19 protein-coding genes are annotated in these 22,602 nt (G+C 40.6%); 9 read left to right on the forward strand and 10 right to left on the reverse strand.

Going from position 1 to position 22,602, the window contains the following annotated elements; all coding sequences use genetic code 11:
* Window positions 1-3: 3 nt before the first annotated feature.
* Window positions 4-1,161 (reverse strand): murein hydrolase activator EnvC family protein, encoded by a 1,158-nt coding sequence (locus HWV03_RS00840; protein WP_211678079.1) that lies wholly within the window; start codon window positions 1,159-1,161, stop codon window positions 4-6.
* A gap of 29 nt (window positions 1,162-1,190) precedes the next feature.
* The gene (gene gpmM, locus HWV03_RS00845) at window positions 1,191-2,723 is read right to left on the reverse strand and encodes a 2,3-bisphosphoglycerate-independent phosphoglycerate mutase (protein WP_211678080.1); all 1,533 of its coding nucleotides are present in this window, start codon (window positions 2,721-2,723) and stop codon (window positions 1,191-1,193) included.
* A 312-nt stretch (window positions 2,724-3,035) separates the two neighbouring features.
* On the opposite strand from gpmM, the gene HWV03_RS00850 reads away from it, so the two are divergent.
* The 3 genes from HWV03_RS00850 to gpsA all read left to right on the forward strand — a co-directional run bounded on the left by HWV03_RS00850 (window position 3,036) and on the right by gpsA (window position 5,022).
* Window positions 3,036-3,464 (forward strand): rhodanese-like domain-containing protein, encoded by a 429-nt coding sequence (locus HWV03_RS00850; protein ID WP_211678081.1) that lies wholly within the window; start codon window positions 3,036-3,038, stop codon window positions 3,462-3,464.
* Window positions 3,465-3,531: 67 nt separating this feature from the next.
* The gene (gene secB / locus HWV03_RS00855) at window positions 3,532-4,011 is read left to right on the forward strand and encodes a protein-export chaperone SecB (protein WP_211678082.1); all 480 of its coding nucleotides are present in this window, start codon (window positions 3,532-3,534) and stop codon (window positions 4,009-4,011) included.
* Window positions 4,012-4,014: 3 nt separating this feature from the next.
* The gene (gene gpsA / locus HWV03_RS00860) at window positions 4,015-5,022 is read left to right on the forward strand and encodes an NAD(P)H-dependent glycerol-3-phosphate dehydrogenase (protein WP_211678083.1); all 1,008 of its coding nucleotides are present in this window, start codon (window positions 4,015-4,017) and stop codon (window positions 5,020-5,022) included.
* Between the two features lie 88 nt (window positions 5,023-5,110).
* On the opposite strand, the gene nfuA is transcribed toward gpsA, so the two are convergent.
* Window positions 5,111-5,689 carry a Fe-S biogenesis protein NfuA gene (gene nfuA, locus HWV03_RS00865; protein WP_211673657.1) on the reverse strand — a complete coding sequence of 193 codons (579 nt, stop codon included), beginning with the start codon at window positions 5,687-5,689 and terminating at the stop codon, window positions 5,111-5,113.
* A 71-nt stretch (window positions 5,690-5,760) separates the two neighbouring features.
* The gene (locus HWV03_RS00870; protein WP_211678084.1) at window positions 5,761-6,477 is read right to left on the reverse strand and encodes a ComF family protein; all 717 of its coding nucleotides are present in this window, start codon (window positions 6,475-6,477) and stop codon (window positions 5,761-5,763) included.
* Window positions 6,478-6,542: 65 nt separating this feature from the next.
* On the opposite strand from HWV03_RS00870, the gene bioH reads away from it, so the two are divergent.
* The 5 genes from bioH to HWV03_RS00895 all read left to right on the forward strand — a co-directional run bounded on the left by bioH (window position 6,543) and on the right by HWV03_RS00895 (window position 11,118).
* Complete coding sequence (gene bioH / locus HWV03_RS00875) at window positions 6,543-7,379, forward strand: pimeloyl-ACP methyl ester esterase BioH (protein WP_211678085.1); 837 nt, start codon at window positions 6,543-6,545, stop codon at window positions 7,377-7,379.
* Between the two features lie 146 nt (window positions 7,380-7,525).
* Window positions 7,526-8,248 carry a hypothetical protein gene (locus HWV03_RS00880; RefSeq protein ID WP_211678086.1) on the forward strand — a complete coding sequence of 241 codons (723 nt, stop codon included), beginning with the start codon at window positions 7,526-7,528 and terminating at the stop codon, window positions 8,246-8,248.
* 85 nt (window positions 8,249-8,333) lie between these two features.
* The gene (locus HWV03_RS00885) at window positions 8,334-8,918 is read left to right on the forward strand and encodes a DUF4202 domain-containing protein (RefSeq protein ID WP_211678087.1); all 585 of its coding nucleotides are present in this window, start codon (window positions 8,334-8,336) and stop codon (window positions 8,916-8,918) included.
* A 292-nt stretch (window positions 8,919-9,210) separates the two neighbouring features.
* Window positions 9,211-9,804, forward strand: a complete 594-nt coding sequence (locus HWV03_RS00890) for a YhgN family NAAT transporter (protein ID WP_211675592.1) — start codon at window positions 9,211-9,213, stop codon at window positions 9,802-9,804.
* Window positions 9,805-9,999: 195 nt separating this feature from the next.
* On the forward strand, window positions 10,000-11,118 hold the full coding sequence (locus HWV03_RS00895) for a pyridoxal-phosphate-dependent aminotransferase family protein (RefSeq protein ID WP_211678088.1): 1,119 nt from the start codon (window positions 10,000-10,002) through the stop codon (window positions 11,116-11,118).
* A gap of 133 nt (window positions 11,119-11,251) precedes the next feature.
* Here HWV03_RS00895 and HWV03_RS00900 read toward each other — a convergent pair whose 3' ends face one another.
* The 6 genes from HWV03_RS00900 to HWV03_RS00925 form a co-directional block, all read right to left on the reverse strand.
* Window positions 11,252-12,961 carry a PglL family O-oligosaccharyltransferase gene (locus tag HWV03_RS00900; RefSeq protein WP_211678089.1) on the reverse strand — a complete coding sequence of 570 codons (1,710 nt, stop codon included), beginning with the start codon at window positions 12,959-12,961 and terminating at the stop codon, window positions 11,252-11,254.
* Between the two features lie 28 nt (window positions 12,962-12,989).
* Entirely contained in the window at window positions 12,990-15,839 is a 2,850-nt protein-coding gene (gene uvrA / locus HWV03_RS00905) for an excinuclease ABC subunit UvrA (protein ID WP_211678090.1), read from the reverse strand.
* Between the two features lie 64 nt (window positions 15,840-15,903).
* Window positions 15,904-16,443 carry a polysaccharide biosynthesis/export family protein gene (locus HWV03_RS00910; protein ID WP_211678091.1) on the reverse strand — a complete coding sequence of 180 codons (540 nt, stop codon included), beginning with the start codon at window positions 16,441-16,443 and terminating at the stop codon, window positions 15,904-15,906.
* Between the two features lie 18 nt (window positions 16,444-16,461).
* Entirely contained in the window at window positions 16,462-17,658 is a 1,197-nt protein-coding gene (locus tag HWV03_RS00915) for an outer membrane beta-barrel protein (RefSeq protein WP_211678092.1), read from the reverse strand.
* Window positions 17,659-17,674: 16 nt separating this feature from the next.
* Entirely contained in the window at window positions 17,675-19,858 is a 2,184-nt protein-coding gene (locus HWV03_RS00920; protein ID WP_211678093.1) for a GumC family protein, read from the reverse strand.
* Window positions 19,859-20,077: 219 nt separating this feature from the next.
* Window positions 20,078-20,899, reverse strand: coding sequence for a LuxR C-terminal-related transcriptional regulator (locus tag HWV03_RS00925; RefSeq protein WP_255546993.1), 822 nt, complete (start codon window positions 20,897-20,899; stop codon window positions 20,078-20,080).
* A gap of 329 nt (window positions 20,900-21,228) precedes the next feature.
* Here HWV03_RS00925 and HWV03_RS00930 point away from each other — a divergent pair, with 329 nt between their 5' ends.
* Window positions 21,229-22,602 carry an MFS transporter gene (locus HWV03_RS00930; RefSeq protein ID WP_211678094.1) on the forward strand — a complete coding sequence of 458 codons (1,374 nt, stop codon included), beginning with the start codon at window positions 21,229-21,231 and terminating at the stop codon, window positions 22,600-22,602.

Here is a 22,602-nt window from a genome sequence, read left to right on the forward strand (position 1 = left end):
ATGTTAACGTTTTAGCCATGAGCGTGGATTAACGGCTTTACCCTTGTGGCGGATCTCGAAGTAAACCCCAGACTCTAACTGACCACCACTACGGCCAGCCAATGAGATGACATCGCCCGTGCGTACCTTCTCTCCGGTTACTTTGAGTAATGTTTGGTTATGACCATACAGGCTCATATATCCCTGGCCGTGATCAATAATCGTTACCATACCGAATCCACGTAGCCAATCTGCAAAGACGACCTTACCTGCGCTAACTGCTTTTACTTTACTCCCTTCATTTGCGCTGATGACCAATCCACGCCAACTGACATTATTAAATCGCTTACTGTTAAAGTTGTGCAGTACTTTACCTTTTATCGGCCAGTCTAATTTGCCTTTATATCGTTTCAATCCTGATAATGATATTTGCGCACTTTGCTGTTTTTTTAATAACGCAATTTGTTGCTGTTTTCGTAATAACGCTATTTGTTGTTCTAACTTTTGTGCTGCTATCCCTAGCTCTGTTCGTGTTTTTTTCTGCTTGTTAATACTGTCAGCTATATTTCTATTACTTTTCTTCTGTTCTGATTTTTGTTGTGCTAATTGCTTGGATTTTTGTTGCTGTGAGGTTTGGATTACAAGTAATTGCTGTTTTATTTCTTCTTGTTCTACTTCATTTTTTTCAATTTTAGCTAAGGTATCATTAAATTCAGCAATAGATGCAGCGCGAGCGGCGTGAAGGTGTTGATAATAAACTAATGACCGTTCTATCTCTTTACTGTTCTGTTGGTTAAGGAGTAGTTTCAAATAATCATTATTACCACTTAAATAGGCCGTTTCAATTTGTGCGGAAAGGATATTTTGTTGTTTCTTTTTACTTTTTAATAGTACTTTTTCTTGTGCGATTAGGTCGCTGAGATCTTTTTCGATATCGCGGATTAAAGATTCGGTATTACTGAGTTGTGCGGCGACTTTACTAATGGCACGGTCGGTACTTTGTGTTTGTGTAGATAAATCGTTTAAATAACGGTTTTGTTTTTTAATTGATGCGTCTTGGGCTTTGATCTGGCTACGAAGTTGATTAAGATCAGATTGATTATTGGCTGCATAAGCGTTTGATGATAGTAATATCAGCAGGCCTATAACGCGATAGACCATACTGTTTTTTAAAAATGTCATAACGTAATCCTTTCCCCGTAGGGAAACGATTATTTCAGATTCATTAGGTTCTTACCAGTCATTTCCGCTGGTATTTCTTGACCAAGTAAAGTCAACATGGTCGGGGCTAAATCACATAGGCGACCTGTCTCTGCTGGCTCTGCATCACGACCAAAATAAATCAGTGGTACAGGTAAGTTAGTGTGTGCAGTATGAACGCCACCCGTTTCTGGGTTGATCATCATTTCAGCATTACCGTGATCGGCTGTTATTAAGCATTCACCACCGACTTTTTCTAGTGCCTCTACTACACGACCAATTGATTGGTCAACGGCTTCACACGCTTTTACTGCCGCATCAAATACACCTGTATGGCCAACCATATCTCCGTTCGGGTAGTTACAAATGATCACATCGTACTTTTCACTCTCAATTGCCGCAACTAGCTTGTCAGTGAGCATTTCTGAATTCATTTCAGGTTGTAAGTCGTAAGTTGCTACTGGTGGTGATGGGATTAATTCACGATCTTCACCTGTAAAAGAGTCTTCAACGCCGCCATTAAAAAAGAAGGTTACGTGGGCATATTTTTCTGTTTCAGAAATACGTAATTGCGTTTTATTTTGCTGTTCAAGCATTGAACCTAAGGTATTAACTAATTTATCAGAAGGGAAAGCGATGCTCGTATCAATGGTCGCTGCATATTCAGTTAGCATAACAAAGTCAGCAAGTTTCGGTGTTACGCTGCGTTTGAAGCCTGTGAAGTCTGTATCGACAAATGCACGGGTAATTTCGCGCGCACGATCAGCACGGAAATTCATAAAGATGACTGCATCACCATCGGAAATTGGTGCAGCTTCGCCAATGACTGTCGCTTTCACGAACTCATCATTTTCATCACGTGCATAAGCGGCTTCAAGGCCAGAGAGTGCCGTATCTGCTTTATATTGGCTTTTACCTTGCGTAAATAGCTCATAGGCTTCTTCAACACGATCCCAACGATTATCTCGGTCCATCGCAAAATAGCGGCCGATTAATGTGGCTGTTCTACCTACGCCAACTTCAGCAAATTTAGCATCACATTTTTCTAGCGTACCTTGTGCGCTACGTGGTGGTGTATCACGGCCGTCTAAGAATGCGTGTAGATAAACCTTTGTTGCCCCTTGCTTTGCTGCAAGTTCGATCATGGCCAAGATCTGATCGTCGTGACTATGTACGCCACCTGGAGACGCTAGGCCTAGGATATGCACGGCTTTATCATTCGCAACCGCCGCATCAACTGCTTTTACAAGTGCTGGATTTTGGTAGAATTCGCCATCACCGATTGCTTTATCGATTTTAGTTAAATTTTGATAAACGATACGACCAGCACCAATATTGACATGGCCAACTTCTGAATTACCCATTTGCCCATCAGGTAGCCCCACATCTAAGCCTGAACTTGAAATCAGCATGCTTGGGTAATCTTGCCAAAGTTTATCTAAAATAGGTGTTTTTGCATTGGCAATTGCGTTATCTTTTTGATCAAGGCGGTGGCCCCAGCCATCCATGATGATAAGCGCAATTGTTTTTTTAGCCTTAGACATGAGTTTACCTCTCGGTTATTAAGTTTAAATATAGGAATATTACTACACTTTACGGAGCTAAATTGGCTCTTATTTATGATCCAGGTAGAATATTGAAGATATTTAATTATAAATGTCGGTAATATAACTACATATCCATCTGTTTCATATTTCGAGTTATTAGCTTAACTATGCAAATTTGGTGATTAACTTTATCTTTGAGTTTTTCATAACGGTGGTGAGGAATTTATTATTGAGCTGCTTTTATTCCTTGTCACATGTATACTCCGTTGAGAATAATCCTTTATTATTAAATTTTAGAGTCATAATCACATGCAAGAATATATTGAATTTGCTTCGAATAATCCAGCCTTATCTCTCGCTTGGGTCGCTATCGCTGGTTTCCTTATTTATTCATTTGGCTCAAGTGCCATGTCTAAAGTTAAGTCGGTAAACAATCATGAAGCGACCGCTTTAATGAATAAAGAAAATGCTATTGTTGTTGATGTACGTGCTGCAGAAAACTATCGTAAGTCACATATTTTAAACGCAATTAACGTTCCAGTTGCTGATATTGAAGCAAATAAGCTATCAATGATTGAAAAATACAAAAACACCCCAATCATCGTTATGTGTGATACAGGAATGAGTTCAGGTCGCGCTGCAAATCGCCTAGCGAAAATGGACTTTACGACTGTTTATAATTTATCTGGTGGTATGGCAAGTTGGCAAGACGCAAACTTACCGACTGTTAAGAAATAACAGTTACTAATCAGCTCACTAAAAAATTAATTACTCAGTTTGAATCTATAAATATTGGAATTTACTTATGTCAGAATCAGCAAGCCAACAAGAATTTAATATCCAACGTGTTTACATCAAAGACGTATCTTTTGAATGCCCTAACTCTCCTGCGATTTTTCAACAAGAATGGAAACCTGAAGTTAAATTAGATCTAGATACTCGTAGCTCTAAGCTTGGTGAAGGTGTATTTGAAGTTGTATTATCACTTACTGTGACAGCTAAAGATGGCGACACAGTGGCTTTCTTATGTGAAGTTCAACAAGCAGGTATCTTTACTGTTGGTGAATTAAGCGAAGGTCAATTAGCACATTGTCTAGGTGCTTTCTGTCCAAATATCTTATTCCCATATGCACGTGAAACAATTGCTAGCTTAGTGAGCCGTGGTTCTTTCCCGCAGCTTAATCTTGCGCCAGTTAACTTTGATGCATTATTTGCATCTTATGTTCAACAAGCGCAACAAGCAGCTGAAGAACCTGCTCTTGCAGAGCAAAAACTGGACTCTTAAGTGATGGCGACTGATACCGCTTTGATTACCGTTCTGGGTGCTGGTTCTTACGGCACTTCATTAGCGATGTCCTTAGCACGTAATGGTAACAAAACCGTGTTGTGGGGTCATAATCCACTGCATGTTGCCGAACTTGCTAAAGCGCGCTGTAATGAAACTTACTTACCGGGTATCGCTTTTCCTGATGCTTTGGTATTGGATGCGGACCTTGAACAAGCTGTGGCCGCAAGTCGCGATATTCTGATTGTGGTACCGAGCCATGTTTTTGGTGATGTATTAAAGCAGATTAAACCATTTTTACGTGAAGACTCGCGTATATCTTGGGCTACAAAAGGACTAGAAGCTGAAACCGGACGTCTATTGCAAGATGTTGCAACAGATATTCTTGGCAGTAGTTATCCATTAGCTGTACTTTCTGGACCTACATTTGCGAAAGAGCTAGCTGCTGGTTTACCAACTGCAATCAGTATCTCGTCAACGGATCCTAAATTTGCTGATGATATCTCACACTTATTGCATTGTGGCCGTAGTTTACGTACTTATACCAATAATGATTTTATTGGCGTGCAACTTGGCGGCGCGGTTAAAAACGTGATTGCTATTGGCGCTGGTTTATCTGATGGACTTGGTTTTGGTGCGAATGCTCGTACTGCATTAATTACTCGCGGTTTGACTGAGTTATGTCGTCTTGGTGAAGCATTAGGTGCAGAAAAAAATACCTTCATGGGTATGTCTTGCTTGGGTGATTTGGTACTAACCTGTACTGATAATCAAAGTCGAAATCGTCGTTTTGGTCTTGCACTGGGTGCAGGTAAAGGCGTTGATGAAGCACAAGTTGAGATTGGTCAAGTTGTTGAAGGCTATCGTAATACCAAAGAAGTTTATTTGTTATCTGCGCGTCTTGGCGTGGAAATGCCAATTACGGAGCAAATATATCAAGTGTTATATGAGAATAAGCTTCCAAAAGAAGCGGCTTTAGCATTATTAGCACGTGATAAAAAAGGCGAATAATCAGTTTTAATTAAAAAAGTGACGGTCAAGACCGTCACTTTTTATTTATTCTATCGTTTAATGTTAGCTGTGCTTAATTGATTAAAGCTTAGTAGTAAGAATGCTCACCAGCTTGGTGTTCTGTTGCATCTTTAACAGCAGTTAGTTCTTCAGGGAACAATTCTAGTAACTGTTTTTCTATCCCTTCTTTCAACGTAAAATCTACTTGGCTACAACCATTACAACCACCACCGAACTGTAAAATAGCAATGCCATCATCCGTGATTTCAGTTAATACGACGTTACCGCCATGTCCTGCTAGTTGTGGGTTAACTTCAGTTTGGATCACATAGTCAACGCGCTCTGTTAGTGGAGCATCATCTGCAACAGCTCTTATTTTTGCGTTAGGCGCTTTAAGTGTTAATTGAGAACCCATTTTGTCCGTAACAAAATCGATATAAGCATCGGTTAAGAACGGTTTGCTCATGTCATCAATTAATGCATCAAAACCACTGAATGGTAATACAATATCAGTACTTTCAATTGCTTCAGGTGGACAATATGATACGCCACACTCTGCATTTGCTGTGCCTGGGTTAACGACGAATACACGAATGTTAGTGCCGTCTTTTTGGTTGCTAAGTAATTTTACAAAATGAGTTTGTGCCGCTTCAGTAATTGTTATCATGATGTCCTCTTTGTCATACCCGACTAATTTACTATGTCTTTAATTGTAACGCTATTCCTGATTAGAAACCACTAATCCGCCAATGTTCTGGCAATACACCATATATCGATACGTTCTACCCCTGCTGTAAATAAAGCCTGGCAAGCTGTTTTCATTGTTTCACCTGTTGTTACTACATCATCAATAATTGCAACATGCTTAACTGTAATAGCTTGTGTGACTTGAAATGCATTGTGCATATTGTTGCTACGCTCAGCCGCTGTTTGCTTAGCTTGTGCTTTGGTATTTTTAGTGCGAATAAATATTTTCTCTGCGATTAGCGGTATTTGCAGTTGTTTTGCAAGATCTTGGGCAAGTAGATGGGCTTGGTTATAACCTCGTTTTGCGAGGCGCTTTTTATGTAAAGGGATAGATAGTAATGCCTCTGGTAAACTGTAATTATGCTGGATGACGTTGTTACTGACGCTACGACTTATTAGCTGGGAAAACAGTAAGTGTAGTTGTGGCTGTTGCGAAAATTTATATTGTTTAATTAAGTATTGGCATTCCAAACTGTAGTTCATCGAGGCAATTAATCGTTGCCAAGGTGGCTCTTGGTGTCTGCACTCATGACATTGACCTTGTTGATTTATAGTGAGTGGAAGCGCGCAACGATAGCAGCTTGATACCGGTAAATAGGGTAATTCCTGTTGGCATAATAAACACAGAAAAGGTTGTAGATTATCGATGGGCATATCACATAAGTAACAACGAGGCTGTAATAGTATAATGCTGAGTTTGCGGATCATGGCTATATCTACTCGTTTGATTAGTATATCCTCATGGCTCAATAATTCGTCAAGTGTAGAGAAATATGTCAGAAGTCTTAGCCACAAAAATTAAAAGTGTAAGCGGCAACACAGAGTTACATGTCGATATTGTCGGTGACGGCCCAGACTTAGTGTTATTACATGGTTGGGGATTAAATAGTGCGTGTTGGCAATCTATTGTTCCGTTACTATCTGCGCACTATCGATTACATTTAGTTGATCTACCTGGTTTTGGCTTTAGTCATGATAGTTATCTTGCGAGTCAGTCGCTGGCTGATATTACTGATGCATTAGTTAAAGTTGTACCTGACAATGCCGTTTTGTTGGGTTGGTCGTTGGGTGGGTTGTGTGCTACTCATTTTGCGCTAGCGCATCCCCAACGAGTTTCTGCATTGGTGACAGTTGCCAGTTCACCGAAATTTATGGCAACATCACAAGTGAATGAATTAGCTGCTTGGGCTGGTATTGCTGAAAATGTATTAGTGCAATTCCAACAACAGCTAAAACAGAATCTATCACAAACTATTAATCGTTTTTTAGCCATTCAAGCGATGGGCAGTGAAACGGCGAAACAAGACATTAAACAGTTAAAGTCTTTATTAGCTGCACGTCCGCAGCCGCATGAACAAGCATTAAGTAACGGTTTACGATTATTAGAGACAGTGGACTTACGCGTGCAGTTAGCTTCATTAACAATGCCATTTTATCGTTGTTATGGGCGCTTAGATTCGCTGGTACCACAAGCGACAGTGGTGTGGATGGACCGTTATTTACCGCAATCACCGAGTCTTATATTTAAAGCGTCTTCACATGCGCCTTTTATTTCAGAACCCACTCTTTTTGTGAATAAACTGCAGGCATTTATCAATCATTCGTTATAAACTCAAATAGCAGCCACTCATGTTATTATTTTGGATGTACTGTTGAGCCGTTATTTATGATAATGAGGGAAAGATATGTTCATACAGTCACACGCTACGATTCGTTACCTGCGCCGTATGGATATTACTAAGGGGGGCGCTAGCATATGGTATTAGTTATTCCTCCTCCTACGGGTATTCCCAATGCGTTAAACCCAACCACAGCGGCAGTGGAACGGGATGCAGAAAAGCGCGAGATCACGCCTGCGATCACCCCCGATGGTGCGTCAGCTTCAACAAATGACAGCACCACAGACAAAGACCTTATTAATTATAACCCGAAGAAAAATGATCCTGATAGCAAGAAAAAACAAGCCGGAGATCCATCTGCGTTGACGCTAGATGATGATGAGGTGATCGTACTCGGTCATGTTTCTCAAGAAGGTGAAACGCGAGTTGATGATTTTTCAAGTATCGTATTATCGATTGATATGACGAATCCGCCTGAAACGATTATTGCTGAAGTTTTGTTACTACGACAGGCTATCTTAGCTAAACCGACCCTCAAGGTTGGCGATCGTCAACAACTTGCCGAAATAAACCACATTATAAAAACGGCGCTGGCTGATCTATTACGGTTAAAGGAACTTGATGAAGTTAAAGTGCTAGCGGCACAACTACCAGGTGAAACTGGCGTATTAAAAGGTGAAAATGTGCATTCTCACGTTGTCGCACTGGATGATCTTTTCGCTTCTTCTTTTGATGATGATATGGACGTAACAACAGAGTCTGTATCGGCAAAATCCAAATTAGCTGGCGCTGTTGTGGGGTATTTTTATGGTGAAAATATAGAGCCTAAAGCACCATCACAGATCGATCAGCAAGAATAATCTTATATTTATTGTGAGTTTATCAGTAACTTTCTGTGTGCTTTGCTAGTATGGACTTTATAACCATACTAATAACGAGGATGTCATGTCAGAGCAACGGATACAGCAAGCAATACAATTAATTGATGAAATAAATCAGTGTGATCCAGTCAGTGAAATTGTAGATGGAATAGCACAACCAAAAGAATGGTTATACGGTGTGCGCATGAGCGAGTGCCTGGCTGAATTTATACCTGAAGCATCGACTGCATTACAAATAGCCGCGCGTGCACAACATATTAAACGTTGGAGTATTCCTCGTAGTGAGCATCCACTTGGGCGCGAAGGCTACAATAAATGGCGTCAATCATTAGGCCGTTTACACGCCGAAGAAGCAATGGCAATTGCAGAAAAGGTAGGTTGTGCTCAAGATGAAGTACAAGCAATTGGTCGTATGTTGCGTAAAGAAAAATTAAAACGTGACTCACAAGTACAAGCGCTAGAAGATGTTATTTGTTTAGTCTTTTTAAAATATTACTTTACCGCGTTTTCAGAAAAGCATACACCCGAAAAACTGATTGTTATTGTGCAAAAGACTTGGGCTAAAATGTCTGAAAAAGGCCATGACGCGGCACTGAAATTACCGTTTACACCTGATCAACAGGCTTTGTTGGCTAAAGCGCTCGGTTAATATTTTTCTGCTAGATTTAATACTGCTAATTCACTGCAGCTTACTTGAGTTGCAGTGGATAATGATTCTTACTGCCTAGTTCGTTTACTCTTCTTCTTTAATGCTGCCAATTGAACATGCTAAATCCCGTAAACATACCTGTTTAGTGTTAGCTTTTATCACTGTTTTAATCGTGTTCTTATTTGTTATTATCTGCTAATTAAATGCTTTATATCTATAATCTCTCTGGTATATTGAGCTTAGCAATTACATTCGGTTAATTGGATGATTTAGGGAGTTAAAGTTAATGCAAATGGAAATAATCTCGGCCGCGGTGATGCTATTTTTGATCATGGACCCGTTAGGTAATTTACCGATATTTTTGTCTATTTTAAAACACATAGATAAAAAACGTCGACGTGCTGTCATGGTACGAGAATTATTAATTGCACTGTTTGTGATGCTGTTATTCTTATTCTTAGGTGAAAGGATCCTTGGTTTTTTAAGTCTAAAACAAGAAGCGGTGAGTATCGCCGGTGGTATTATTCTGTTCTTGATCGCAATTAAGATGATCTTCCCGACTGAAGGTGGGTTAACGGGCCTAGCCGCAGGTGAAGAACCGTTTATTGTACCAATGGCGATCCCGTTATTAGCGGGGCCCTCAATCCTTGCAGCGTTATTATTATTAGCCCATCAAGACCCTGACAAAATGTTTGAATGGTCTGCAGCGTTACTCATTGCATGGGGGCTAAGTGCCTTTATTTTAATGTTCTATGAAGGGTTTAATCGTATTCTCGGCGAGAAAGGCTTAGCCGCTGTAGAGCGATTGATGGGAATGTTATTGGTGATGATATCGGTACAGATGTTACTGGATGGTATTGCTGATTATCTTGCCACAGTAAGCTAATTGAACACTATTCTTGTGAGGTTATTGTAAACAAAAGTTTGCATTGTTGTTTGCAATACGCCGTCGCAATGGTAAATTAATCTATCTTAATATCTAAGTAAGCTTAACAGATAGTTTAGAACGTAGGACAAAGGCAGGGTCATTTAGGTACACTGCTTCTGATTACTGGTTCTCACAATATGACAAGGAAATTGAATGAGCATTACCTCTTTTTATCCACCACAACGTACTTTGATGGGACCTGGTCCTTCAGATGTTTATCCGAACGTATTACAAGCATTAAGTCGTCCGACCGTTGGTCATCTTGACCCGACATTTGTAAAAATGATGGATGAAGTAAAAGAATTGCTGCAGTATGCATTTCAAACCAAGAATCCTTGTACTATGGCGGTTTCAGCTCCTGGTTCTGCAGGCATGGAAACTTGCTTTGTGAATTTGATTGAGCCTGGTGATAAAGTCATTGTATGTATCAACGGTGTGTTTGGTAATCGTATGGCTGAAAACGTAACACGCTCTGGTGGCGTACTGGTTAAAGTAGAAGATGAATGGGGCAAACCCGTTGATCCAGAAAAACTTGAAGCGGCGTTAAAAGCCCATCCTGATGCGAAAATTGTCGCATTTGTACATGCTGAAACATCAACAGGTGTACTTTCTGATGCCAAGACTCTTTGTGCACTAGCAAGGCAATATGATTGCTTATCGATTGTTGATGCGGTGACGTCACTCGGTGGCGTGCCTTTGTATGTGGATGATTGGGGCATTGATGCCATTTATTCTGGTACTCAAAAGTGCTTGTCTTGTGTCCCGGGTATCTCTCCGGTGAGCTTCAGTCCTGCAGCCGTTGAAAGAATTCAAAACCGGTCTGTACCTGTCCAAAGTTGGTTCTTAGATCAAACGCTTGTGATGAGCTATTGGTCAGGTGAAGGTAAACGTACTTATCACCATACTGCGCCGGTAAATACCCTATATGCATTACATGAATCATTAGTGCAATTACAAACTGAAGGCTTAGAGAGTGCATGGGAACGTCATGCACAGCAACATTTAGCATTACGTGCTGGTTTAGAAAAAATGGGCATCGAGTTTATTGTTGATGAAGCGTGCCGTTTACCACAGCTAAATACGGTCGTTATTCCTGACGGTGTTGATGATGCTGCTGTGCGTAACCAATTATTACAAACCTATAACCTTGAAATCGGTGCCGGTCTGGGTGCATTCGCAGGTAAAGCATGGCGTATTGGTTTAATGGGTTATGCGGCGCGCGGTGAAAATGTTGCATTGTGTTTACGTGCCTTAGAAGAAACCTTGAACTAAAAATACGTTAAATACGGCTAGCTAATGCTGTAGCAGCTAAGGGCTAGTGAAACTGATTTAATATGAAAAGCCACGCTTCATGAATAATGGAACGTGGCTTTTTTAGTATTGCCTTAATGACCTTCACTTTCAGCTATTGAAAATAAGTGGTGTTAGCCTGACTCGCTGCAAATTTCTGCACTAATTTATTCGTTGGGTAGAGAAGTACAGTTTGTTTTAACAGTATCGCTGATTCTTCTTTTTTGCCTAATTTTGCTAATGCGCGAACCCAATTAATATAAATATTTGCTCTTGGTGTTTTCTGTGAGATCTCAGCAGCCCAATCCATATAGTGATTCAGCTCTGCTATATCGTTATTGTATATCGCGATTTGCAAGCGATACATCATAGTGTTGAACTCTAATCGTGTGATCCAAGCGACTGGATTGACGACTTTTGTCAGTGGCGTTATATTACTGCGATCACTGCGCTCATATTGGGTTAACAATTTATTCGTATGCAATGTCGTTAGCATAAATAACCCCGTAACTAAGGGGATAAATAATGCTAAGGTACGCAATAAAAAGGTGTAACTAAATTTGATTGTTTTGGTATTGCTATAACGACTGCAGATATACCAAACCAAGGTTAAGAATACCACCCAATGCACGACGGCATGATAAAACGGATATTCTGTCTGGCTATGTAAAACCAATGGAAATACCAGTCCTAATAACGCCATCGCTTGCCATAATGGCTGCTTGACGATAATACGTAAGAAACCAATCATTAATAACGCGATCCCAGCTAATGCAACAAGGCCACCTTCGATACCCCAATATAATAATTCATTATGTGGGTGGTCAAGATTTTCTGGTGATCCAGGTAATGCCAGCCCTTGGCTCAGTGCTTGGCTGTACGAATTGAGATACGCGACTTCAAAGCTACCGTAACCCCAACCGAGGAAAGGTTTCTCTAACCACATAGCTAACCCATGTAGATAGATAGGCACGCGTGCGCCTGGATCTGTTAGCGCGGCTGCAGAACGCGCTACTTTGTTTGCGGTTTCTAACGAGTAAGCACCAATGGCAACAGCGATAACACTACAAACTAACCAAATTAACAGACTTTCTGATTGTTCAGACTCCCGTAATTGTTGCCACACCCAAGGTAACATGAGCGCCGGTGCAATTAATAATGATAGGTAACCAGTTCGAGATTGCAGCAATACAACGGGAATAATGGCCATGAAAGTGGTGATATAGCAAAATAGACGTTTCTTTTTTTCATCCAATTTAGTTTGTGTCAGCAGGTATAAAGCGAGGGCAATACCTGTTGTTAAAAATGAAGCAGAGACATTGGGTTGTTGAAAAATACCATAGGGACGATTGGCGCTTTTATGATAACCAAGGGTATTATTAACCGGTAGCAAATAGTATTGGACGAGACTAAACAGTGCCTCGATAAATACGGCGCCTAAAATTAAATATAATAGCGTCAGGCGTTGTTGCTGAGTAAGCTGTAATTGCTGCAGAGCAACAAAAAACAGTAAACCACCGACTAAACCAAATAAGCGGGTATAACTGAGACCAGCAACGATAGGGTCGGCATATAATACCGGTAGTAGCATGACTAGCGTGGCAGCGATAAACAGTAAGCTCATTTGGGAGTAAACCAGTTTCGCTTGTAATGTCGCTTGCCACAAACCAATGCCGATTAAGGTTGAAATAAACATCCAACCAATCGCATTAAAAGGCAAGTGCAGTCCTGAACCGCCGCCGTTATGTTGAAAATAATGCATCCCGATCAACATATACACGGCGAACGTAATGAAAAATCCTTTTTTCAATGTTGTTAGATTCATACTATGACTCTTTGTTGATATTATTCTGTTAGTTGAAAGTACTCAGTTGTTTTGCGCGTTCTAACATGGGTTTTAGAAAACGTGCAGTATGACTGTCTGGATGTTCAGATACGGTTTCCGGTGTTCCGGCGACAAGAATCTCACCACCGCCGCTGCCACCTTCTGGACCGAGATCGATCACCCAATCTGCTGTCTTCACGACATCAAGGTTATGCTCAATAATGACGATAGTATTACCGTGATCGCGTAAGCGATGTAATACTTTCATGAGTAATTTAATATCATGAAAATGCAAACCTGTCGTTGGTTCGTCTAAGATATACAAAGTTTGGCCTGTATCGCGTTTTGATAACTCTTTCGCTAGTTTCACGCGTTGTGCTTCACCACCAGATAACGTCGTCGCAGACTGACCGAGGCGTATGTAAGACAGACCTACATCCATTAAGGTTTGTAACTTACGTGCGATAGGTGGGATTGGTGCAAAGAAGGTATTCGCTTCTTCGACGGTCATATTTAATACTTCGTGAATATTTTTGCCTTTGTAGCGGACTTCTAATGTTTCACGGTTATAACGTTGGCTTTTGCAGTTGTCACAAGGGACATAAACATCAGGTAAGAAGTGCATTTCTACTTTAATTAGACCATCACCTTGGCAAGCTTCACAGCGACCGCCTTTCACGTTAAAACTAAATCGACCTGGTTTATAACCACGCGAACGTGCTTCTTGTGTTCCGGCAAAGATCTCGCGGATAGCGGTGAAAATACCTGTATAAGTTGCAGGGTTAGAACGCGGGGTTCGGCCGATTGGACTTTGATCAATGTCGACAACTTTATCAAGCTGATCTAAACCTTCAATGGAGGTGTAAGGTGAAGGGACTGTCACCGTTGCGCCGTTCAATTCAATATGCGCGATCTTAAAGAAGGTATCATTTATGAGGGTTGATTTACCTGAACCTGACACACCTGTTACACAGGTCATTACGCCAACTGGCACGGACAAATCAACATTTTTAAGGTTGTTGCCGCTTGCTCCTTTTAAATGAACCCATTTGTCGGTTAATGGTGTACGTTGCGCTGGGATCTCAATTGCTTTACGACCACTGAGATAATCGGCGGTCAGTGAGTTTTCACTTTTCAAGATATCATCCACGTTACCTCGTGCCACGATCTCGCCACCATGCACACCAGCACCTGGACCAATATCTAGGACATAATCGGCCGCACGGATCGCATCTTCATCGTGTTCAACCACTATCACTGTATTGCCAAGATCACGTAGATGGATCAGGGTTTGTAATAAGCGTTCATTATCTCGTTGGTGCAAACCGATCGAAGGTTCATCGAGCACGTACATCACGCCAACCAGACCAGCACCAATTTGGCTAGCAAGACGAATACGCTGTGCTTCACCGCCAGATAGCGTTTCGGCGCTGCGCTCTAGACTTAAATAATTCAGACCTACATTGACTAAGAAGCCAAGACGATCACCAATCTCTTTAAGGATCTTTTCGGCTATCTGGCCTTTTTGACCTGGTAGCGCCATTTTGGAAAAGAATTCGAATGCTTCACCTATGGCCATATGCGACACTTCTGGTAAGGTGGTTTCTTGAATGTAAACGTGGCGAGCTTCTTGACGTAGACGAGAACCTGAACAGGTCTCACAAGACTTAGTGGTTAAGTATTTACCAAGTTCTTCACGTACCGCATTCGATTCGGTTTCTTTGTAACGGCGCTGCATATTCGGAATGATGCCTTCGAAAGCGTGGCAGCGAACGACGATATCACCGCGATCATTCACATAGTTAAATTCAATTTCTTGCTCGCCACTGCCTTGCAGAATATAACCTTGTACTTCACTGGCTAATGAATTAAATGGTTTAGTCAAATCAAACTTGTAGTGTTTCGCCAGTGAGCTGAGCATTTGGAAGTAATAAAAATTACGTTTATCCCAACCACGGATCGCGCCACCTGAGAGGCTCAGATCAGCATTAATGATAACACGATCGTGATCAAAGTATTGTTGAACACCAAGCCCATCACAGGTATGACAAGCACCTGCTGGATTGTTGAATGAGAAGATCCTTGGTTCAAGCTCTGCCATGCTGTAACCACAATGTGGGCAAGCAAAGTTAGCTGAAAAGACGATCGGTTCTGCATCGCTTTCATCCATATCGGCAATGTAAGCGGTGCCGCCTGATAAGTTTAGTGCGGTTTCAAAAGACTCGGATAGACGTAATTGTAGATCATCACGAACTTTAAAACGATCGATGACAACTTCAATGGTGTGCTTTTTATGTAGATCTAAAGCTGGCGGATCGGATAGATCGCAGACTTCACCATCGATGCGTGCTCGTATATAACCTTGACTGGCTAAGCCCGCCAGCGTTTTAACATGCTCACCTTTACGTTCTTTCACGATCGGCGCGAGCAGCATAAGTTTACGCCCGGTCTCTAATTCCAAAACATGATCTACCATTTGGGTAATGGTTTGTGCCGCTAAAGGTGCATTATGGGTTGGGCAGCGAGGCTCTCCGACACGAGCAAATAGCAAACGCAGGTAATCATAGATCTCGGTGATAGTACCGACTGTTGAGCGTGGATTATGTGACGTGGACTTTTGCTCGATAGAGATCGCCGGTGACAAACCTTCAATATGATCGACATCGGGCTTTTCCATCAAGGATAAAAACTGTCTGGCGTAGGCAGAAAGTGATTCTACATAACGGCGTTGACCTTCTGCATAAAGCGTATCAAATGCTAATGACGACTTACCTGAACCCGACAACCCTGTGATTACAATCAGCTTATCGCGAGGTAGTTCAACATTGATATCTTTAAGGTTATGGGTGCGTGCGCCCCGAACAATGATTTGATCCATACATAACTCACACTACATAAAATAATCAATTAGTATCGCATATTAGGGCTTGTTAGGCATTACTTTAGAAGAAACTCTCTTCAATATTAAGAATGTCGTCAGGCGCCACGTGGTCGCCAGGTGCAACCTTAAGTGTCAGGTTTAGATCGTTGTTATTCGACAGCATAATGGATTGTTTTGCAGCCCGCTCAGTGAACCCACCTGCTAGTGCGATTGCCTTATCAACAGTTAACCCGGGTCTAAACGGGTATCCACCGGGACGCTTTACTTCGCCTTTAATGTAAAATTGGCGGAAAGTCGCGATACTGACCATGACCTTCGGTGAGATTAAATAGGGCCCTTTTAAGCCAAGATAAATTTTTTGTTTGATCTCGGCTAGGGTTAAGCCGACCACTTTGATTTCACCGAGGTAGGGGTAATCAATGCTACCTGATGTATCAACTAATATGGACATGCTTAGATCGGGTTCGCCGTAGATCTTAATAGACAGTTTATCGCCAGCACCAAGTTTATAAGTGTGGTGTTGTTCGTGGGCTTTAGCGGAATTCACTAACAATACTATAAAGATGACAATAGCGCGGTGTAAATGTATGTAGCCTTTCATTTTAAATACTCCTTTCATTTAAAATACGAGGGAACTGGTTAATCCATAAATACTTTTGTCATAGCCTAAGTGAACTTCTGAAGATGATTTACTTTGATGTTCATAGCTAAGACCGAATGCAAGCCAATACCTTAATTGATAAGACAGCATGAGGTTGATGGCATTGCTCTTATCTTCACGAGCACTGTGTTGGTATGTTTCATTGAGATGCTGATAAGCTAATGAACTCGATAAATTATAACGCCAGGTGTGTTTCCAGCTTATTGACTTTCGATTTGCTTCTATACTGTCTGTCCCTGTGACAGCATTGGTGATCTTTTGAGTGGCATTGATGTTGAAGATGGAATATGTTTTTGGATGCCAATTAATACCAATATCCCAGCTTGGGTTAGCTTGAGATTCTCGATGACTGTCGGAGAAATTAATTTTCTCATAACCTATTTTTACAATACCTTGTGTTTTACCACTTATGTTCCAGTGTATACCGGTATACAACAGACTATTATTACTATCTTTTTGATTCGCGGTGCCTTGGTAATTGCTTACGCGATTACTGATATCAAGCAATAAATTTAAGCTAGCCCCGATGTGATAGTCAAAAGCGAGGCCGTAGTCATATTCGTTGAAATCAGCCATGGGTGTGTAACTTGAGTTATCCTTGTCGTAACGTTTATTATTAAAACTAAACCGAGGTTTGAGTCTGGCTTGTGAAGATTGCCTGCCATAAACATAACTTAATGCAACTTGCTGGTTGTAAAATCTGGAGGGCGCTGTTACTTGCTTATTACCTTCTGATATTCCTGTATTGACGGCATCATGGGCAAGGTTAAATTGGTATGAAATAGCAAGTTGATGACGGCTATTCGAGGCTCTATTAAGTTCGGCTTTAAGCTGGTGGTCAGTATAATTGTTCTCAGCGTTTTCACTATATAAAGCTTGCTGTCCCGTGTAGTCTAAAATGAATTTATTGTTATACTTTTGTCCTTCAATACGTAATGCTGGCATTATCTCTATTAAGTTAGAGGCCTGCTGATTATTTTTGGTGTTGGTAATATTATCGTCGTGTTTATAATTGATTGAAAGACTGGGGATGACGTTAAACCCAAGCTCTGAACTTGTCTCTAGACTTAGCTCTGACGCGGCCACCCGAGAACTGAATAGAAATAAAGTTAATATAGAGGATACTATTAGCAGTAAGTGTTTTAAGATTTTCATTGGTTATGAAGCACGGCTATGAGGCCTGTGCAATTTCCTTTTGACTTTTATTGTGATACTGGTATTGGTACTGATAGCGTTTATCATTTTTTAATGACTCTTGGTTTAATATGATGCCATCGGTACTGACGCCATGCTTTGCCAGTAATTCGATGGTGCTGTTAAGCTCACCAATCTTGGAGTTGTTTACACGGGTCACGAGTATATTAAAATCAGATTGTTGCCCAATAATTAATGCGTCACTGACTAACTGACTTGGTGGCGAATCAATAATAATATAATCATATTGCGATCTTAAAATGGTCAGGCAACTGGAAAAACGTGTAGAGCTCAGTAAATTGGATGGGCTTTCGGTTAACTCTCCTGCCGATAATACGGCTAAATTGGTTTGTTGATCACGCCATATATAGCTATTTAAACTGCCACTTTTACTGAGAATATCAGTTAATCCACGTTGGCTATTGGGGATCCCCATTTTTCTTCTTATTGACGGTCTACGTAAATCAGCCTCTAAAATAAGGGTTCTGTGGGATTGTGCTAACGCCATTGCGAGATAAATAGCGGATGTACTTTTCCCTTCGCCAACAGTGTTGGAGCTGATCATGATGACTTGTGGTTGCTTGGTTTTGGCGGACAATTGCAATGATGTACGTAAATTTTGCGCGGCTTCAAAAATTATTTTATTGCTAAGAAATAATTGCTGTGGCGATTGTTGATGGAATTTTTTATCAATCGCTTTAAAGTTGGGGAGTGAGCCAAGTAATGGCGTTGGTAGATTAGTGACATTGTCTTGATTCACAAAAAATAGCGCATGTAGTAGAGCATGCGCGACTAACAGCATTAATGTTAATAAGATCACGAGCACTAAGATCAATGCGCGTTTGGGTTTAAAAGGGGATAAAGGCGTTTTAGCGATATTGATGATCGTAGCTGTTGATAGGTTAAGATTGTTGGTGAGGTTTGTTTCTTTCAAACGCATTAAAAACATATTATACAGTTCGTTGCTCGAGGTTAACTCTCGGTTGAGTTCTTTATAACGTGCTTTTTGTTTTATCAGGGTGCGGTGTTCTGCTTTTTTACTTTCTAATATTGCGATCACGGCGGATTCATTTTGTTCAAGTAAGCTGAGATTTTTTTTAAACCCGAGAGCCAGTTGTTTTAAGGCGTTTTGGGCATTCTTTTCTGCGGCGCTGAGCTGTGCATTTGCCTGGATCATTTTGTCGTGTTGTGGACCATAGCGTTTGGATAATTCGGCGATACTGTGCCTTGCTCGGGTGTAATCATTTCTTAATTCAACTATCACTGCGTGATTGGATAATGCCTTGATTGAGGTTGAGGTGAGCAAGTCTAAATTTTGCGCTTGGCTTATTTGTCGATATAAGGTTTGCGCACCAATTAATTCACTTCTAATCGAGTTTAATTTAGTGGTGAGGTTCTGTAATTCTATTGCAGTGAAATTATCAATGCCACTGTCATTAATTAAGTTTTCTTGTTGAAGGAAATGAGTGAGATTACTTTCTGCAGTATTCAAGTTATCTTTGAGCGCTTGCACCCCTTCTTTAAGCCAAAGTGATGCGGTAACTGTTTGTTGGACCCGAAAATCACGGTTGTGTTGGATGTACACATCGGCATAGGTATTCGAGATTAAAGCGGCCAATTCTGGCACGGTATGCTCATAACTGATGGTGAGTAATTGGGTGTTTTTAATGAGTGATATATTCACTGCTGATTTTATCTGGCCAATAAAAGCGTGTGGGTTTATTACCTTAGCTTGTTTTTTTGTTGGTGATATAAAATGAATGATGTTATCGAGTATCAAGCTTAATTTACTATTCGGTTTATCTTGTGTGTAATAAGGGTGTTGAGATAAATTGAGTTTGGTGATGACTTTTTCGGTGATCACGTCTGAACGTAAGATTTCAATTTGAGTTTGGAAGTCATCTTTGTTGTTTATATCGCTTTGTAATAGACCTTGGATGGCAATTGGCTTCGCTTGCTGTATTTGTAATTGTAAAGCTGTGCTGGCTTTATAAATAGGTGGCAGGTCAGAAATAAAAATGGCAGCAATAATGCTAACAATGGTGGTGATAACACAGATTCGTAAAAACGAGCGCCTAATTATATTAAAGAGATGCGTAAGATCAATTTCGTCTTGGCCTCCCTGTGGGAGCCTATTATGAGTGTCGTATTTTTGCTCCACTTCAGATCCTTTGAATGGTGAGCGATAGGGTTACGTATCCATACGTTTTCATTAATTAGTATTAGAAGTACCATAGTTATAACATAAATGTAACATAGCAGGTTGAGGTTGTTATAAATTTATCTAATTTTAAGTATAAAAAAAGTCATATTAGATATGACTTTTAAGTTACATTGGTCTAAGGTTTCGAGCTTAATTGTTTTAATAACTCAGCTTTAATTAGATAAGATTTTCTTTTGCCCATGATACCGCTTGTAGGCGATTTTTTACTTTTATCTTTTTGAATACATTATATAAATGTGACTTGATCGTGTGCTCACTGACATAAAGCGCATCGGCAATCTCTAAATTTGATGAGCCCGTCATTAGCTGACGCAAGATCTCTTGTTCACGTGTTGTGAGTTCTGGTTTTCGGTCTAGATCAACGGCTTTAGTAGAGCGGTAAATGGAGATCAATGAACTGAGTGTACGTCGTGGCATCCAGAATTCACCTTCGGTGATCTTTTGTATGCCTTTGCAAACGATATCGAGTTCATCACGCTTATTAAATACGCCGAATATAGATGGCCAAGTGGAAATGTTCTCCATAGTGGTGTCATCACTCAAATTAATCAGGGCTAAGCGAAACATACCATGGTATTGCTTTAATTTGTTTTTTAGCTGCTCTTGTGAGATTGCACTGAGGTTGTCTGTATCAACGAGTAATAATAAATTGTCATCGATTGAGATGCGTTCAACTTCGGCTACTTCACGTAACTGTTGTACAGGTATATCGAGTTTAGCTCTTAAACAAGAAACCAAAGTGGCAACTTGTAGACTCGGTTGAGACAGCAATACTACATTTGGGTAATCCGACATATGACTAAATCCTTTAGTTTGTGTTGTGATATCCATATCCATGCTAAATAGCATTATAAAACGGTTAAACTTAGCTAATGACTTAATTAAAGTGTTAATTGTAATACCTAAGTTCGATACGGCTGATACTAAAGTACTAACTGACAGTGGAAGTCGCGAGCTAATCTCTCTGGAAAATGACATGTTAACCAGTTGTTAATTCATACTTAACATATCGGTGTGCTATAAATGAGTCAAGTTCGCATTTAGTTTTATCTCGACTCATACTTTATTATTTAGCTATATCAATGGTTTAATGTTGTGGTTTGTTTTAATTATCATTGTATTAAGTATTAATTTTGGTGTTTTGTTTCAACCTACTTAGTTAATTCGGTATTTTACGGTTATTTTCGTTTTTTGTTAATGCTAAAGCATGATGACGTTTATTCTGGCTGTTTTAAATGATTTTTATTTTCAGCTTAGATGATGTGTTAATATGGCGCCGTAAATATTGAGAGGTTGATGGATTAATTATGGATAATGTAGCTTTATCTAAATTAGAGCAAAAAACAGCAGTGTCATTAGCATTGGTATTTGGTTTAAGAATGCTGGGCTTATTTATGATCATGCCCGTTTTTGCCATTTATGGACGTGATTTGATTGGCTATTCGCCATTGTGGGTGGGTATCGTGATCGGTGCTTATGGATTAACCCAAGCCATATTACAAATACCGATGGGACAGTTATCCGATCGGATTGGCCGTAAACCAGTTATTATTGCGGGTCTAGGCTTATTTTGTTTAGGTAGTATTGTAGCAGGTCTCGCAGATTCGGTTTATGGCGTTGCTTTTGGACGTGTATTACAAGGCACAGGGGCTGTTGCCAGTGCGATTCTTGCGTTAGCTGCAGATATTACCCGTGAACAACAGCGACCGAAGGTGATGGCTGTTATTGGCATGTGTATCGGACTTTCGTTTGCCTTTTCGCTGGTGGCTGGGCCTGTATTAGCGCAGTGGATTGGTCTTAAAGGCATTTTCTTTGTGACCGCAGTACTTGCCATTATCGGTATGCTTGTTGTGCATTTTATTGTGCCGAATGCAACAGCCAAAGCACCCAAAGGCGATGCGAGTACTAATCGTCATAAATTAAGAGCAATGTTACGTGATCCGCAGCTATTACGTTTAGATGCCGGTATCTTTTTGCTGCATTTAACCTTGACCGCTGTGTTTGTATCACTGCCATTTGAATTAGAATCGGCTGGGCTCGTTGGTGAGCACCACTGGTGGATATATTTCCCTGCATTACTGCTATCATTTGTATTAATGGTGCCAATGCTCATAATTGCTGCGAAGAAGAAAATGAATAAGCAATTTTTCTTATTCGCGATTGCATTGATGGGCTTTGCGCTTTGTGTGATGGGATTTGCAAATGGCAATTTATGGCTCTTTGCACTCGCTATCGTGTTGTATTTTACCGCATTTAACTTTTTGGAAGCCTCTTTGCCTGCCATGATCTCGATGTCGGCACCGGCTGGCGCAAAAGGCTCGGCAATGGGCGTCTACTCGACATCACAATTTGCGGGTGCATTTTGTGGCGGTATTATGGCTGGTAGTTTGTATTCTCAATTGGGGTCACAAGGTCTATTCTTTGTCATTGCCGCGGTAATGATAGTGTGGTTTGCTATCTCTTTAGGCTTAGAAAATGTTGGTCAGGTGAAAGCTCTCACCATTTCTGTGACCATTGCCAACCAAAGAGAAGCTGAATTAATCGCCGAAAAGCTAATATCGCTTTCCGGTATTAATGAAGCTGTAGTAGTATTAGAAGAGCAGGTTGCTTATTTAAAAGCGACCAAAGATTTTGAAATAGACCAGGCTTTGAACCTGGTTCGTGAACAGCACAGGAGCTAG

The sequence above is a fragment of the Moritella sp. 36 genome (assembly GCF_018219415.1).
In the GTDB taxonomy this organism is placed as follows: domain Bacteria; phylum Pseudomonadota; class Gammaproteobacteria; order Enterobacterales; family Moritellaceae; genus Moritella.

What these genes read in the sequence shown, in the direction of transcription:
- nfuA (WP_211673657.1), bottom strand. Translation starts at nt 5,689, where the DNA reads ATGATAACAATTACTGAAGCGGCACAAACTCATTTTGTAAAATTACTT.
- HWV03_RS00895 (WP_211678088.1), top strand. Translation starts at nt 10,000, where the DNA reads ATGAGCATTACCTCTTTTTATCCACCACAACGTACTTTGATGGGACCT.
- HWV03_RS00850 (WP_211678081.1), top strand. Translation starts at nt 3,036, where the DNA reads ATGCAAGAATATATTGAATTTGCTTCGAATAATCCAGCCTTATCTCTC.
- uvrA (WP_211678090.1), bottom strand. Translation starts at nt 15,839, where the DNA reads ATGGATCAAATCATTGTTCGGGGCGCACGCACCCATAACCTTAAAGAT.
- HWV03_RS00925 (WP_255546993.1), bottom strand. Translation starts at nt 20,899, where the DNA reads ATGTCATTTTCCAGAGAGATTAGCTCGCGACTTCCACTGTCAGTTAGT.
- HWV03_RS00930 (WP_211678094.1), top strand. Translation starts at nt 21,229, where the DNA reads ATGGATAATGTAGCTTTATCTAAATTAGAGCAAAAAACAGCAGTGTCA.
- HWV03_RS00870 (WP_211678084.1), bottom strand. Translation starts at nt 6,477, where the DNA reads ATGATCCGCAAACTCAGCATTATACTATTACAGCCTCGTTGTTACTTA.
- HWV03_RS00900 (WP_211678089.1), bottom strand. Translation starts at nt 12,961, where the DNA reads ATGAATCTAACAACATTGAAAAAAGGATTTTTCATTACGTTCGCCGTG.
- HWV03_RS00880 (WP_211678086.1), top strand. Translation starts at nt 7,526, where the DNA reads ATGGTATTAGTTATTCCTCCTCCTACGGGTATTCCCAATGCGTTAAAC.
- gpsA (WP_211678083.1), top strand. Translation starts at nt 4,015, where the DNA reads ATGGCGACTGATACCGCTTTGATTACCGTTCTGGGTGCTGGTTCTTAC.
- HWV03_RS00910 (WP_211678091.1), bottom strand. Translation starts at nt 16,443, where the DNA reads ATGAAAGGCTACATACATTTACACCGCGCTATTGTCATCTTTATAGTA.
- HWV03_RS00840 (WP_211678079.1), bottom strand. Translation starts at nt 1,161, where the DNA reads ATGACATTTTTAAAAAACAGTATGGTCTATCGCGTTATAGGCCTGCTG.
- HWV03_RS00915 (WP_211678092.1), bottom strand. Translation starts at nt 17,658, where the DNA reads ATGAAAATCTTAAAACACTTACTGCTAATAGTATCCTCTATATTAACT.
- HWV03_RS00890 (WP_211675592.1), top strand. Translation starts at nt 9,211, where the DNA reads ATGGAAATAATCTCGGCCGCGGTGATGCTATTTTTGATCATGGACCCG.
- HWV03_RS00885 (WP_211678087.1), top strand. Translation starts at nt 8,334, where the DNA reads ATGTCAGAGCAACGGATACAGCAAGCAATACAATTAATTGATGAAATA.
- bioH (WP_211678085.1), top strand. Translation starts at nt 6,543, where the DNA reads ATGTCAGAAGTCTTAGCCACAAAAATTAAAAGTGTAAGCGGCAACACA.
- gpmM (WP_211678080.1), bottom strand. Translation starts at nt 2,723, where the DNA reads ATGTCTAAGGCTAAAAAAACAATTGCGCTTATCATCATGGATGGCTGG.
- secB (WP_211678082.1), top strand. Translation starts at nt 3,532, where the DNA reads ATGTCAGAATCAGCAAGCCAACAAGAATTTAATATCCAACGTGTTTAC.